General features: G+C 64.3%; 13 protein-coding genes and 1 pseudogene. 7 read left to right on the forward strand and 7 right to left on the reverse strand.

Going from position 1 to position 13,899, the window contains the following annotated elements:
• Positions 1-13: 13 nt before the first annotated feature.
• Positions 14-964, reverse strand: a complete 951-nt coding sequence (locus EV643_RS08865; RefSeq protein WP_133799501.1) for an alpha/beta hydrolase — start codon at positions 962-964, stop codon at positions 14-16.
• Between the two features lie 305 nt (positions 965-1,269).
• Between EV643_RS08865 and EV643_RS08870 the strand changes: the two genes are divergently transcribed.
• Positions 1,270-2,694 (forward strand): MmgE/PrpD family protein, encoded by a 1,425-nt coding sequence (locus EV643_RS08870; protein WP_133799502.1) that lies wholly within the window; start codon positions 1,270-1,272, stop codon positions 2,692-2,694.
• 106 nt (positions 2,695-2,800) lie between these two features.
• Here the strand turns inward: EV643_RS08870 and EV643_RS08875 are convergent, their stop codons facing one another.
• Complete coding sequence (locus EV643_RS08875; protein WP_133799503.1) at positions 2,801-3,460, reverse strand: GntR family transcriptional regulator; 660 nt, start codon at positions 3,458-3,460, stop codon at positions 2,801-2,803.
• 377 nt (positions 3,461-3,837) lie between these two features.
• On the opposite strand from EV643_RS08875, the gene EV643_RS08880 reads away from it, so the two are divergent.
• Both EV643_RS08880 and EV643_RS08885 read left to right on the forward strand, forming a co-directional pair.
• The gene (locus EV643_RS08880; RefSeq protein ID WP_133799504.1) at positions 3,838-4,605 is read left to right on the forward strand and encodes a glucose 1-dehydrogenase; all 768 of its coding nucleotides are present in this window, start codon (positions 3,838-3,840) and stop codon (positions 4,603-4,605) included.
• 181 nt (positions 4,606-4,786) lie between these two features.
• Positions 4,787-5,209 (forward strand): carboxymuconolactone decarboxylase family protein, encoded by a 423-nt coding sequence (locus EV643_RS08885; RefSeq protein WP_238165479.1) that lies wholly within the window; start codon positions 4,787-4,789, stop codon positions 5,207-5,209.
• Positions 5,210-5,359: 150 nt separating this feature from the next.
• Here EV643_RS08885 and EV643_RS45460 read toward each other — a convergent pair whose 3' ends face one another.
• The 3 genes from EV643_RS45460 to EV643_RS08900 are packed head-to-tail and all read right to left on the reverse strand — an operon-like array spanning position 5,360 to position 7,064.
• On the reverse strand, positions 5,360-5,656 hold the full coding sequence (locus tag EV643_RS45460) for an acyl-CoA dehydrogenase family protein (protein ID WP_238165457.1): 297 nt from the start codon (positions 5,654-5,656) through the stop codon (positions 5,360-5,362).
• The gene (locus tag EV643_RS08895; protein ID WP_133799506.1) at positions 5,653-6,297 is read right to left on the reverse strand and encodes a CoA transferase subunit B; all 645 of its coding nucleotides are present in this window, start codon (positions 6,295-6,297) and stop codon (positions 5,653-5,655) included. The genes EV643_RS45460 and EV643_RS08895 overlap by 4 nt, the downstream gene beginning before the upstream one ends.
• Positions 6,294-7,064, reverse strand: a complete 771-nt coding sequence (locus tag EV643_RS08900) for a CoA transferase subunit A (RefSeq protein ID WP_133799507.1) — start codon at positions 7,062-7,064, stop codon at positions 6,294-6,296. The genes EV643_RS08895 and EV643_RS08900 overlap by 4 nt, the downstream gene beginning before the upstream one ends.
• Positions 7,065-7,230: 166 nt before the next feature.
• Between EV643_RS08900 and EV643_RS08905 the strand changes: the two genes are divergently transcribed.
• The 4 genes from EV643_RS08905 to EV643_RS08920 all read left to right on the forward strand — a co-directional run bounded on the left by EV643_RS08905 (position 7,231) and on the right by EV643_RS08920 (position 12,088).
• Positions 7,231-7,989, forward strand: coding sequence for an IclR family transcriptional regulator (locus EV643_RS08905; protein WP_238165480.1), 759 nt, complete (start codon positions 7,231-7,233; stop codon positions 7,987-7,989).
• A gap of 298 nt (positions 7,990-8,287) precedes the next feature.
• Positions 8,288-9,313, forward strand: coding sequence for a substrate-binding domain-containing protein (locus EV643_RS08910; RefSeq protein ID WP_166665370.1), 1,026 nt, complete (start codon positions 8,288-8,290; stop codon positions 9,311-9,313).
• Complete coding sequence (locus tag EV643_RS08915) at positions 9,303-10,889, forward strand: sugar ABC transporter ATP-binding protein (protein ID WP_133799509.1); 1,587 nt, start codon at positions 9,303-9,305, stop codon at positions 10,887-10,889. The genes EV643_RS08910 and EV643_RS08915 overlap by 11 nt, the downstream gene beginning before the upstream one ends.
• The gene (locus EV643_RS08920; RefSeq protein WP_133799510.1) at positions 10,886-12,088 is read left to right on the forward strand and encodes a sugar ABC transporter permease; all 1,203 of its coding nucleotides are present in this window, start codon (positions 10,886-10,888) and stop codon (positions 12,086-12,088) included. Before EV643_RS08915 ends, EV643_RS08920 begins: the two co-directional genes overlap by 4 nt.
• Positions 12,089-12,177: 89 nt before the next feature.
• On the opposite strand, the pseudogene EV643_RS08925 reads toward EV643_RS08920, so the two are convergent.
• Positions 12,178-12,432, reverse strand: a pseudogene (locus EV643_RS08925) (alcohol dehydrogenase catalytic domain-containing protein); the annotation flags it as partial.
• Positions 12,433-12,808: 376 nt separating this feature from the next.
• Positions 12,809-13,876 (reverse strand): NAD-dependent epimerase/dehydratase family protein, encoded by a 1,068-nt coding sequence (locus EV643_RS08930; RefSeq protein WP_133799511.1) that lies wholly within the window; start codon positions 13,874-13,876, stop codon positions 12,809-12,811.
• Between the last annotated feature and the right edge of the window lie 23 nt (positions 13,877-13,899).

Below are 13,899 nucleotides of genomic sequence, written 5' to 3' on the forward strand. Positions count from 1 at the left end.
AGGCCCGGCGGTCTCAGAGCGAACGTACTGCGCGGGTCCGGTTCTCGATCGCCTGCTTGGAGATCGCCGCGTCGGGCACGAACGCCTCGAAGGCATGGGCCACCTTCGGATAGATGTGCAACTCGGTGCTTACACCGGCGCTGAAAAGCTTTCGTGCGTAGTCGATGCTCTCGTCCCTGAAGATGTCGAGCTCGCCGACCTCGATGTACGCAGGCGGCAGGCCGCTGAAGTCCCGGAGGCGCGCGGCGGCACCGTAGGGCGACACGTCCGGGCGACCCACGGCAGAACCGAGAAGTGCCGTCCAGCCGGTGATGTTGTCGTCGTACGTCCACGGAGCGAAGGGGGTGAGCAGGGGATCCGGGGTTGTGTTGCGATCGTCGAGCATGGGGTAGACCAGGATCTGCTTGGCGATCGCGGGACCGCCCTGATCTCGCGCGTATATCGCAAGGCTGGCCGCAACGCCGCCTCCGCTGCTGTCCCCCATGATGGCGACGCGCTGGGGATCGATTCCCAGCGTGGCCGCGTGCTCCACGAGCCACTGTAGACCGCGGTAGCAGTCGATGACTGGAGTCGGTGCCGGGAACTCGGGAGCGTAGCGGTATTCAACCGAGAGGAAGGGTACGCCGGTGGCGGAGACGTACCGCATGACGGGAGCGTCGTAGATCTCCACGCTGCTCAAGCACATGCCCCCGCCGTGAAGGTAGAGGACGGCGGATCCAGGGGTGGCGTTGTCCTTGGCATACCACCGCAGCAGCAGCTGCGCACCCTCCTCGGTGCTCGTCTTGTAGTCCGTGATCGTGACGTCGTCGGGAACCGGGGGCATCCCATGGATGACCCTTTGTAGCTCGTCGTACACCGCACGCCGAGCCATGACGTCACCGACGGGCATCGGTTCCACTTCGCCAATGCGTTCGCTCAGAGTTTCAAGGCCCGCAGCGACCTCGGGGTCGAGAGAAAAGGGCATTGCCGGCTCCCTTCACGAGGGTCTGGCGAGCGCTTCATGAGCCGAGTGCTCCCAGTTGAGGGTGCTTTGGGAGTAGAATATATTTCATATGATCGGCGTCAAGACCCCAGCTGCTTCTGGACAAGTCGACCGTCGCCCACGGTCGTGCGTCTCCCTCGAGCATGCTGAGCTCCAGCAGTTGGTCGTGATCATATATTCTGTATTATCTTCTTGTTGACCGCCGACCAGCGAGGAGTTCGTCGAAGAGCCGGCGACCTGCGGCGCTCCTGCGCCGACACCAGACGACCACCCCTGAGAGGTCCAGCATGTCGGTTTCCAAGAGCCACGAGCTCGCGCAGTTCGTCTCGCAGACATCGTTCGATGCGCTGCCGAGTGATGTGGTCCACGAGACCAAGAGGATCCTGCTCGATTCCATCGGCTGCGCGCTGGCTGCCGGTGGTCAGTTGAAGGGACGCGCCGGCATCGAGTATGCACAGCTCCTCGGGGGCATGGACTCGACCGCGACCATCTTCGGTTCTTCGCAGCGGTCGTCGATCCTCGGGGCAGCGTTCGCCAATGGGGAACTCATCAACGCGCTCGACTTCGATGCGGTTCTTCCTCCGGGGCATGTGTCGCCGTACGTGCTGCCCGGCGCTCTCGCTGTCGCCGAGGCCGAGGGCTCGTCAGGTAAGCAGCTCATTACGGCGATCGCCATCGCCCATGAACTCGCGAACAGGTTCGGCAAGGCGATGGACTACATCCGCGACGTTCGCAGGGGGGAGGTCACCATGCCGCCCGTCCTTGGCTACACGAGCACGGTCTTTGGCGCCGCTGCTGCTATCGCCTCTCTCTGGGGTGCCAGCGAGGAGACGACTCGGCACGCCCTCAACATCGCGGGGGCGATCTCGCCGGTGAACTCTCACCGGTCCTGGCTGGAGCACACCCCCGTCGCGACGATCAAGTACACGATGGCGGGTCCTCTCGTTCACAGTGCGCTCACTGCGGCGTACATGGCCTCCTTGGGGCACCGAGGTGACCCGAACCTGCTCGACGACTCCGAGTTCGGATACCCTCGGTTCATCGGGACCAGTCGCTGGCAGCCGGAGGCACTCACAGCTGAGCTCGGTCAGACGTGGTCCTTCCAGCGCGAGAACTCCTTCAAGCACTACCCCCATTGCCGGGCGCTCCACGGCCTCCTCGACCTCTTGGGGGAGACCGTCGAGTCCCACAGCATCGATCCATCGGAGATCGATGAGATCCGCGCCTGGGGTGAAGGCCACGTCGAGCGCGCGTCCTGGCTCACGAACGAGATCAGCGACCCCGTCGACGCCCAGTTCAGCATCGCCCATGGGCTCTCGGTCGGAGCGCACCGGATCCCGCCGAGCAAGGCTTGGCAGGACGAGGACGTGGTGTTCGACGCCAAGGTCGCCCAACTGATGGGTAAAGTCGTCTACGCTCGCCACCCCGACTGGGTGGAAGCCATGGTGACTGATCCCGCCGCTCGGCCGTCGCGAATCGAAATTGATGCGCGGGGAGAGACCTTCGTTGCGGAGCTCCGATACCCGAAGGGCACCAATACTGATGACTCCCTCGGAACCGCCGATGACGACCTCTTTGAGAAGTTCCGGGTCAACGCCATGGGCGTGCTCGACAGCGAGCAGATCGAGCACTGCATCGCTACGGCAATGTCCCTGGAGACGGTTGAAGATGTCTCGACGGTGCTAAAGGAATTCGGGCGCAAGCGCGGCTGATCCACCGCAACGTGCTGGTGAACGACGTCACTATGAAGCAGTCGACCTCTTCGGCAGGGGCCAGGCCAATGGGTTTGCGGGTCTCTCAAAGGATCTCCTGCGAGTCCTATTGCCTCTCGTGATCCCAGAGGCCCCTCTCGCTCAGGACTTCGATCAGACGTTTGCCCTGACTCGTCATGTGTTTGACCATGAGCTCGCGCGCCCGTTCCGCATCGCGGCGTTTGAGAGCCCTGAGGAGCGCGGGGTGCTCCTTGCTCGTGTAGCGCGGATGCCCCGCGGCATAGGTGCGGTTGGGGAGGTTCGCCATGACGGCTTCAACCAGCAGCACCAAGCGATTCGCCTGCGCCGCGCGGTGGATCTCGCGATGGAACTCCATACCGAGTTCCGGCACCAGATCCCACCGCTCCGCTGCGACTGCCTCGTTGTAGGACTTGACGTTGTGGTCGAGCGCCTCGATTTGACTGTCCGACATCTTCGCGGCTGCGCGTGCGGCCAGTTCCCCGGAGAGCACGGCTTGTGCCCAGTACAGGTCAGATATGTCCTGCTTCGAAATCGGTGCGACGATGAAGCCCCGCCGAGGAAGCAGATTCACAATCCCTTCGCTTTTGAGGGCCAACAGCCCTTCGCGCACGGGCGTTGGACTGACTCCGATGGCTTCGGCGAGTCGCTCGATCCGGAGGAAGTCGCCGGGCTTGACCTCGCCGGAGAGGATCATTTCGCGCACGTATTCCGCGACCCGTTCGGGAAGCTGCGCAGGCCCAGGCATTGTGCGGAGCGTGGCGGGGGCGTCGAACCGCCTGCTGGTGTTCAATCGAGCCTCCGAGTCTCAAACCATATGAAATGTATGGTACATGGCGATCCCCTCCGCGCTTGGCGGAACCGGCGTCGCGGGTCGAAGTCAGTATGGCGACGCGATGGAGCGCCCTCGCAGGGTTCTGGGCCGCCTCAGCGCGACTGCACCATAGACGCAGATTACATATTATGTATAAACTATTCACGTCAACGACGTCCGCCGTGACGTGGAGTCACCCCTTACGCTTGGCGGTTGCACAGGCTGTTTGCCGCCTGTGACTGAGAGGCAGCGCGGTGGCGCGGGCGTAGCTGTCGGTGGGCTAGCTGACGCAGCAAACGAATAGGAAGACCATGAATCCCACGTACGACTTTTCGGGGCAGGTCGCTCTCGTCACGGGCGGGGCCTCCGGCCTTGGGCTGGCGACGGCGCAGCAGTTCGCGCTCTCCGGTGCAGCGGTTGTGATCGCAGATGTGAACGCGGCCGCGGTCGCCGAAAGGGAGCAGGCCTTCAAGCACGCTGGCCACCAGGTGCTGGGCGTTGCGTGTGACGTATCGGACGAGGCGCAGGTGGAGAGCATGGTCCACGAGACCGTGCAGATGTTCGGGCGGCTGGACATGGCCTTCAACAATGCGGGAGTCATCAGGCCGGCGATCGACACCGCAGACGAGCGGGCAGAAGACTTCGATCTGGTCAACCGGGTCAACGCTCGCGGCGTCTGGGCATGCATGAAGCACGAGCTGCGTCAGATGCGCGAGCAGGGGAGCGGGGCAATCGTCAACTGCTCGTCGCTGAGCGGGCTTGTCGGTGGTGCCCGGCGTACGACGTACCACGCCGCGAAACATGCGGTGATCGGCCTCAGCACGAGCGCGGCCGTCGAGTACGCGTCTCAGGGCGTTCGGATCAACGCCGTTTGCCCCGGCACGGTCGATACACCGATGGTCGACGGCATGGTCACAAAGGGCGATCTGGTCGTGGCCGACGCGGTGGCCAAAGCTCCGATCGGCCGTATCGGCCGGCCGGAGGAGATCGCCGCGGCCGTTCTGTGGCTCTGCAGCCCAGGTGCCAGTTTTGTGATCGGTGTCGCCCTTCCAGTGGACGGCGGATACGTGGCCCAGTAGGGGTCGTCGCGCAAGCTCAGAGGAGGGAGGCGGCGTGAGGTTAGTCGCCCTGACGCCAGATCAGCTCGTTGGGTCCCAGCATGATCTCTACGAGCAGATCATCTCGGGTCCGCGGTCAGCAGGCCATCAGCTTTTCCCGTTGACTGACGGCACCGGCGCTCTGACGGGCCCATTCGGCATCATGCTGCATGTCCCGGACATCGGACGACCTCTCCAAGAGGTTGGTGCTGCGATTCGGTACCGAACGTCCCTGAGCGCACGCGTGCGTGAGATCGCGATCCTGAGCGTCGCAGCAACGACCTCGTGCGCATTCGAGTCTTACGCTCACGAGCGCGTCGGCCGTGCAGTGGGACTGACGCAGTTCGAGCTCGAGAGCCTTGCCGGTGGCCGGTTCGAAGCGGCGGATCCGGTCGAGGCCGCCGCGTACCGGCTCTGCGAGCTGCTGAATCAAGATCGGTTCCCGGTGGAGGACGCCGAGTTCCAGAGTCTGCGATCCCGCCTCGGCGAGACAGCGCTCATCGAACTGGTCGTTCTTGTCGGGTACTACCGGACCCTGGCGCAACTGCTCAACCTTTTCGAGGTCGGAGTGCCCGCTGAAGAGTGAGCCGCGAGTGTCGTGGCCAACAGCTGCGGAGTGATTCTGCGAGTGACCGCGGGCGACGCGCCTCGCGGCTGAGATCGCCTTCGGCGTCAATGCGCCGTCGACTGAGCAGCTGGACGGGCTGAAGTCGGGGTCACGCTGGTCAGCTTGCTATTACTGGGAATGACCCCAGAGCTGGTGGAGGACCTTGTGAGATGGCGTGTCACGGCGCTGGCAAAAGACGCGGTCCCGTGGATCAGCCGGGCGCAGTCGCCGGCCTCGCGGCGATCGGGGCGGCCGGCTCGTTGGCTGACATCGCCTTGAGGCCCCGACGATCTCGGTCGGATACTCGTCGCGATCCTCCAGCTCCGTGGCGACCGGGAGAATCACCGACTCGACGAACGCGCGGACCGTCTTCAGGATCTCCTCCTGGATGTCGGTCAGCCCCTCGGTCTGCTGCAACCTGCTCATGCGGACCGGGTGTTGTCGATGATGGTCGGCTCGGTCTTCTCGCGGACCTCGTCGACCGTCACGCCGGGGGCGAGCTCGGCGAGATGCAGCCCGTCGGGGCGCACGTCGAGGACGCCGAGATCAGTGATGATGCGTTGCACCACGCGAAGACCGGTGTACGGCAGCGAGCATTCCTCGACGATCTTGTAGCTGCCATCTTTCGCGACATGCTCCATGAGGACGATCACCTTCTTGGCGCCGTGCACCAAGTCCATGGCGCCGCCCATGCCCTTGACCATCTTTCCGGGAATCATCCAGTTGGCGAGGTCACCGCGCTTCGAGACCTGCATCGCGCCGAGGATCGCGGCGTCGACCTTGCCGCCGCGGATCATCCCGAAACTGGTGGCGGAGTCGAAGAAGCTTGCCCCTCGGCGAACCGAGACCGTCTCCTTGCCGGCGTTGATCAAGTCGGCATCTTCTTCGCCCGCGAGCGGGTAGGGACCGACGCCGAGGATTCCGTTCTCGGACTGCAGCACGAGTTCGACGTCGTCGTCGACATAGTTGGGGACGAGCGTGGGCAGTCCGATACCGAGATTGACGTAGGCGCCGTCTGAGAGCTCACGTGCGGCCCTCGCCGCCATTTCCTCACGACTCCAGCTCATGCCGTGCGCACCGTCCTCTTCTCGATCCGCTTGTCTGACGCCTGCTCGGGTGTGAGCACCACGACGCGTTGCACGAACACTCCCGGTGTGTGCACGTGGTTCGGGTCGAGCTCGCCCGGTTCGACGAGTTCCTCGACCTCGGCAATGGTGACCCGTCCGCACACCGCTGCCAGCGGATTGAAGTTCTGAGCTGCGTCGCGGTAGACGAGGTTGCCGTGCCGGTCGCCCTTCCACGCCCGTACGAGGCCGAAGTCCGCGACGATTGCTTCCTCGAGAACAAACTCGCGATCGCCGTCGCGGGTCGCGAAGATCTTGGTCGGCTTGGCCGGTGAGGCGTTGACTACGCTGCCGTCCGGTCCGTATCGCCAGGGAAGCCCTCCGCCAGCGACCTGGGTGCCGACGCCGGTCGCGGTGTAGAACGCCGGGATCCCCACTCCACCGGCGCGCATGCGCTCGGCGAGGGTTCCTTGAGGTGTCAGCTCGACTTCCAACTCGCCGGCCAGGTACTGACGGGCGAACTCCTTGTTCTCGCCGACGTACGACGAGACCATCCGGCGGATGCGCCGAGCCGCCAGGAGACGGCCCAGCCCCCAGTCGTCGATACCGCAATTGTTGGAGACGACCTCCAGATAGGTCGTGCCGGCCGCCAACAGTGCCTCGATGAGAACCGACGGGATTCCGCACAACCCGAAACCCCCCACCGCGAGCGTCGCGCCGTCGGGAATGTCCGCGACCGCATCGGCAGCACCCGCACTTACCTTGTCCATCACAGCTCCCTTCGTCCGAGACGGGACGGATCAACTCACGTCCAACGCCGACTGCTCAAGAGGTGGACGGCCGATGGCCAGAAACTGCTCGTGTCTTGATACAGCTGGTCTTGAACCCGTTCACTGAGTGAACGACCATGCTGGTATGCAAGAGTCGGCGTCGATGGTGGGACGGTTGAGCGTTCTATTTCGCGTGGTGTCCCAGGCCGAACCGGCCGGAGCCAGTACGTCCGCATTGGCGCGGGACAGCGAACTGAGCCGGCCAACGGTTCACCGCCTGTTGACTGCACTGCGGGCGCAAGGACTGGTCGAACGCGACGCAGACACCGGCAACTGGCTCCTTGGGCCGGAGTTCTTCCTGTTGAGCATCACCGCCGCTCCGAGGTACGACGTTCGGTCCGTTGCGCAGCCGTGGGTGCGGCGTCTGGCCGAAGCCACCGGCGAGAGCGCCTTCTTCTCGGTACGCCGTGGCGACGAGACCGTCTGCCTGATTCGAGAGGACGGGGCCTTCCCGATCCGATCGCATGTGCTCTACGAGGGGGCGCGATTCCCGCTGGGTGTCGTGTCGGCAGGTTTGGCTGTGCTTGCCTTCATGCATCCGCGAGAGGTGGACAACTACCTCGCGGGCGCCGATCTGACGGAGCGCTACGGTCCGCGGCATTCGGCCGCGGAAGTCCACCGGCGGCTCGACGAGGTCAGGAGCAAAGGGTGGGCCCTGAATCCCGGGCTCGTCGTCGAGGGGAGCTGGGGCATGGCGGCCGCCGTCTTCGATGCCAATGAGGAGCCGATTGGTGCTCTCACGCTCACCGGCATCGAAGCTCGGTTCGGACCGAAGCGCCAGCGGGAACTCGGCCCACTGCTGCTCAGAGAAGCGCACTCACTCGGCCGGGTGTTGCGGCAACGGGCAGAGCGCCGACCTTCCTGACAGCCCAGGTCGGGCTGCGGCATTCTCCGCAAGCCTATATCGTATATAACTCAGTGCCCAACAGTCGCCACGCTGTGCCACCGCTGTCCACGGTGAACACCAACAGCATCAGGATGCGTCAATGCCGTTGCCCGTGGCCCGCACCCGAACTCTTGACATGGGTGCGTAACACGATGACACTTCCTCGAAAGATATATTATGTACGGCACTCGCCTCAGGAGGCTCGAGTCCAATGGCCAGATCTCGCAAACCAAGTGCACGCCGACCCACCGTGCTTGTGGCGGTCATCTTTGCTGCCTTGTCGTTGGTACTCACCGCCTGTGCCGCCCAGGGTGATGCCGGCCAAGGGGCGAGTGCCGGGAACAAGGGCAACCTGATCGGCGTTTCGCTGTATACGAACCAGGTGGCGCGCTTCAACTTCGAGGAGAAGAAGATGAAGGAGGTCGCCGCGCAGAACGGCGACAGCGTCATCTCCAACTTCGCGAACAACAACCTGGAGACCCAGCTCAGCCAGATCCAGAGTATGTTCCAGCGAGGTATCAAGGTCCTGGTGCTGAACCAGATCAACTCGAAGGCGTTCGCGCCGATCGTGAGCCAGGCGCAGCAGCGGGGCATCAAGGTGATCGCGTACGACGAGGACGTGGCCGGAGCGAATGTCGACTACGTCGTCCAGCGCGACAATGTCGAGATGGGCGCGGTGCAGGCCCAGTCCGTGATCGACCATCTTCCGGCCGGACGCGTCGCGAAGGTTGCCATCATCCGCGGCGACCCGTCGACTCCGGCCATGGTCCAGATGAGCGAGTCCTACGACAAGCTGATCGGGAACAACCCGAAGATCGAGGTCGTGTACGACAACACGACGCCCGGCTGGGATCAGGCCGCGGCGCAGCGGAACGCCGAGGCGGCCCTTCAGAAGGAGCCGAACATCGACGCCTTTCTGGTGATGTGGGACAACGGCGCACAGGCGGTCGCCCAGGCGCTGAAGGCAACCGGCAAGCAGGCGGGCACCGTGTGGTCCACCGGGAGTGATGGCTCTCCGGCGAGCCTGGCCTACATCGCCCAGGGCTGGCAGGGCCAGACGACCTGGACCGCGGTCGACAAGCAGGCGACCAATGCGATGACCATCGCGCACGCGTTCGCGTCGGGAAGCGAGCCGCCCACGCCGGACTCGAAAACGCAGGCCGGGGTCCCGGTCCTTCACACACCGTTGTCCTCGGTGACCAAGGACAACCTGTGTGAGTTCCTCACCAAGAGTGCCCCTACCGGGTGGGTGAAGCAGGAGCAGGTCTTCGGATCCGAAGGGGCGAGCACCTGTGGACAATGACCAACCGGTTGCGGGCGCGGTACCGTCGGTCGATGGCCGGGCGACAGCACTGCTCGTCGCTCGGTCCCTGACCAAGGTTTACGGCAGCACCACGGTCCTGAACGACGTGGACTTGACCCTTCACGAGGGGCAGGTTCTGGCGGTGGTCGGCGAGAACGGTGCCGGCAAGTCGACGCTGGTCAAGATTCTCAGTGGGGTGGTTCCCTACGGGGAATACGCCGGCACGGTCGAAGTCGACGGCAATCCGGCGCAGTTCTCATCGCCGTATGCCAGCGACACCGCAGGGGTGGTGATGGTTCCCCAGGAGCTTCACGTCGTTCCGCATCTGACGATTGCCGAGAACATGTTCGCGGCGCACCTTCCCGGCCGGCACGGTCTCTACGACGAACGCGCGGCCGTCCGGGAGGCTCGCAAGGCGCTCGAGACTTTCGGGTTGGAGGTCGACCCACGAGCGCCGGCGGCCGTTCTCACTCCTTCGGAGCGACGCCTGATCGTCCTGGCCGCGGCGCTGCACCGTTCGGCACGGGTGCTCATCCTGGATGAGCCAACTGCTGCACTGACCGAGGCGGAGGCTGGGGTGCTTCTGGATCGGCTGCGTAGTTTCCGGAAGGCCGGCGTCGGAATCATCTACATCACCCATCGGCTGGATGAGTTGAAGCGGGTGGCCGACGATGTGATGGTGTTGCGGAACGGCCGCCTGGTCGCCGGCTACGACTCCGTGCCACGCCAGGCCGAGTTGGTGAGCGCCATGTTGGGCGAGACCCTTCGGTCGATCGAGGCGATTGCCCATGTCGCGCCGACGAAACCAGCGAGCGGTGATCCCGCACTTCGGGTGCGAAACCTCTCCGTCTTCGTGAATGACAAGCAGCAGCGGCCGCGGGTGCTTGATGTGAGCCTCGATGTCTACCCGGGGGAGATTGTCGGTCTCTACGGATTGGTGGGCGCCGGGCGCACCGAGCTGGGGCGAGCGCTCTTCGGCGCCTGGCCTGGCCCTGTCACCGGAGAGTGCCACATCGGTGGGACGCAGGGCCTGCCCAAGAACACCAACCGTGCCCTGAAGAGAGGGCTGTCGCTTCTTGTCGAGGACCGGAAGTCTCAGGGGGTCTTCCACGGTCAGTCCGTGTCTTCCAACATGACGGTCTCGATGCTCGATGATCTCAGCCGGATGCGATTGCTGGTCGACAAACCCAGGGAACGGCATCGAGTCGACGAGTTCGTCCAGAAGCTTGGGGTCAGGCCGCCACGGACGCGAATCGCCATCGATGCGTTGAGTGGTGGTAACCAGCAGAAGGTCTTGTTGGGGCGGTGCCTGATCGATGACCTGAAGGTACTCATCCTCGACGAGCCGACCCTGGGTGTGGATGTCGGAGCGCGCCGCGACATCTACCAGCTGGTCCGAAAGATCGCCCGTGAACTCGAAGTCGGCGTTCTGCTCATCTCGAGCGATGTAGACGAAGTCCTGACAGAAGCTGACCGCATCCTCGTTATGTACAAGTGCCGGATCCGAGGTGAGTTCTCGCGTGGTGCGAGCGCTCACGATCTCATGTCGGCCGCGACCGGAGCCTCGATGCCATGACCCTTCAAGAAAGTTCCCGCAAAGTGCCGCAGACCGCAGATGACCACGATGCTCCGCGTGCAGCCGGTCGTGCGTACAGCCGTGTCGTCGCCGCGCTTCTTTCCCGATCCACGGTACTGACCGCCGCGGCGCTCGTGCTCATCCTGTACTTCCAGCAGGTGTCCGGCGGCTTGTTCCTCACCTCCACGAACGCTTCCTTGCTGCTGCGGCAGACGGCGGTGGTCGCCGTCGTGGCGGCCGGCATGGCGATGCTGATCATCATGGGGGAGATCGACCTGTCGGTCGGCAGCGCCGCGTTCTTCACCGGCCTGGTGGTAGCCCACTTTCAGGTTCAGGGCTGGGGCGTGGTGCCGAGCATTGGTGCCGGCGTAGTCGCCGGAATCGTCCTGGGACTGGTCAATGGTCTCGTGATCACGCGGTTCGCTGTCCCAGCCTTCATCGTCACCCTGGCAGGGTTCCTCCTCTGGCGCGGTCTCGGTCTGCTGTTGGCGAAAGCCACGCCTATCGGGCCGGTCAGCAACGACCTCATCTTCGTCACTGAGGGGCGCATGCCCATTCCACTGGTCTACGGCCTGGGGCTGGCGGTTCTCGCTGTCGGAGCCCGTTGGGCGATCGCGGGACGACGCGGGGCCGAGCGTGCCGGGAGTCTGGTCGCGCTGATCGTGCGGCTTACGGTATCCGTGGCGATCGCGGTCCTGGTGATCGTGATCGGGCAGACACCGACCGGCTTGCCGAACGCGTTGCTCTGGATTCTCGGCGTCGCGATGGTACTGGGTGGAGTGCTGGGCCGGGCGAAACTGGGTCGCCGGATCTTCCTGCTGGGATCGAACGCAGAGGCTGCGGTCTACGCGGGTATCAACGCGAAGCGAACGGTGCTCATCGGCTTCCTGGTGATGGGCGCGATCTACGGCATTGCAGGCACCATGCTCACCGCCCGGGCCGGTGTTGCGAGCCCGGATGCGGGCAATACGTTGGAACTCGTTGCGATCGCCGCTGCCGTGATCGGCGGCACGTCCTTGCGGGGCGGCGTCGGCTCGATCCGCGGAGCCATTCTCGGTGCGTTCCTGTTGGCTACGATGGACAACGGCATGTCACTGCTCGGAGTCCCGACGTACTCGCAGAACGTCGTCAAGGCGATCATCCTGGTTCTCGCGGTCGCGCTGGACGGATACTTCCGGCGCCGGCAGTTGGCGAAGTAGCTGCGGTCTGAGGCCACCGACAGTCCTGGAACCATTGGACTACCTGGTGAGTCGTTCATGGTGGATGCGGGCTCCGGCGACGCCGATGCGACCCGGTCGCCGACGCTGTGCTTGGTCACGGCCGAGCCGACCTCGCGAACGACCCCGACGATCTCGTGTCCGACGACCTGCGGGTAGTTGATCGGACCCCAGTCGCCGCGGACGGTGTGGATGTCGGAGTGACAGATGCCGGCATAGGCGATGTCGATCAGCACGTCATGCGGCCGTACATCACGACGCTGGATCTTCGCCGGGATCAGCGGTTCGGTCGCCGAAGGAGCCGTGTACGCGTTGACGGTGAGCAAGGTTGTTCTCCTCCTGGTACTTGTGGCAGCTGTTGATTGTGTGGCGCCGGCAGCTGGTGCCATCTCTAGCGTGCCCTGCGGTGTGGCGGAGGTGGAAGGCTCTGCCAGCCCTCCCCAGATGTGGTCTGGTTCACCGTAAGCGGCTGAGGCCGACTAGCCTGGGGCTGTGGCGGCTCAGCAGTTGGCGTTCCTGACTGGGGCGACGACTGGACAGCGTTGTGCCGATGAGCGTTGACCCGACGCAGAACTTCGAATGGCTCGTCGAACTGGGGGCTCGAGTCGTGGTGATCGATCGTCCGAAGGCAGCTGTCGACGGCCGGGGCCACCGCCGTGATAACTCCTTGTCACGGGCGAATGTACTTGTACACCACCGTGCTCATGGCCTGGTCGATCTCGGCGACCACGAACTCGTGGTGGGGTGGTCGACTGGTGGCAGCCCGACGTAGGCGCGGTAGGCGCTGATCGTGCGGTACAAGCCCTCCTCCATTGTGTAGGAAGGCGCGATGCCGAGCACCTTCTTCGCCTGGGAGGCGTCGTAGCGGAGTGCCCAGTTGGTTTCGGCGCCCGGCTTGAGGCCGGCGGCTTCGCCTCCGTCGACCAGTTCCATCTCCGCAGCTGGAAGGACCTTGCGAACAAACTCGAACGCTTCTCGGATTGGCCGATAGTCGCCACTGGTTACGAAGCTTTCTCCGCTTCCGTTGCGGGACTCGAGCGCGGTGAGAAAGGAGCGCGCGACGTCCTCGATGTAGTGGAACCCGAGGTGGTGGTCGCCGAAGGGGACGATCGATGGCCCGATGCCGCGGGCGGGATTCTCCACGAGGTTGGCGAACCAGGTGTTTCCTCCGCCACGCCCCGCCTTCACGTGTTCCCCGAAGCCGTAGACCTTGCCGAGCCGCAACCCGACGACACTGAGGCCGGAGTTGTCGTGGTACCGGCGGGCGATCTGCTCCAGGAACGCCTTTGTGCTGCCGTACGTGGACTGGGGATCGAGCACGCTGGTGTCATCGATCACGCCCGCGGGGGAGATCGAGCGAGGTCCGAAGACGTTGATCGAGCTCGCCCACACGACACGTTCCACGCTGTGCTCGACAGCTGTCTCGAAGACGTTGACGCTGCCGCCGATATTCACTTCGATCGCTCGAGGGATGTTGGCCTCGGAGGCGGCCGCTACAAGTGATGCCAGGTGAACGATCCGGGTCACGTCGTGGATCTCGATCGTCCGGCTGAGAAGGTCGCGGTCGCGGATGTCGCCGACAACCACCGTGACCTGTTCCCATCCTGCAGCGCCGACGATGTAGCGCGCATTGTCGATGTCGGGGTACTTGCCGGCGCCGTCCGGGCTGCCGCCGAACAGCCCGAACAGGACGACCCGCTCGCCGGACTGGACCAGGTCGCGCACGATGTAGGCGCCGACGAAGCCGATGCCGGTCACGAGTACTGTCATCGAGACCCTCCTTTGCGGTGGCG

This window comes from Kribbella caucasensis, from assembly GCF_004361855.1.
Taxonomy (GTDB): domain Bacteria; phylum Actinomycetota; class Actinomycetes; order Propionibacteriales; family Kribbellaceae; genus Kribbella; species Kribbella caucasensis.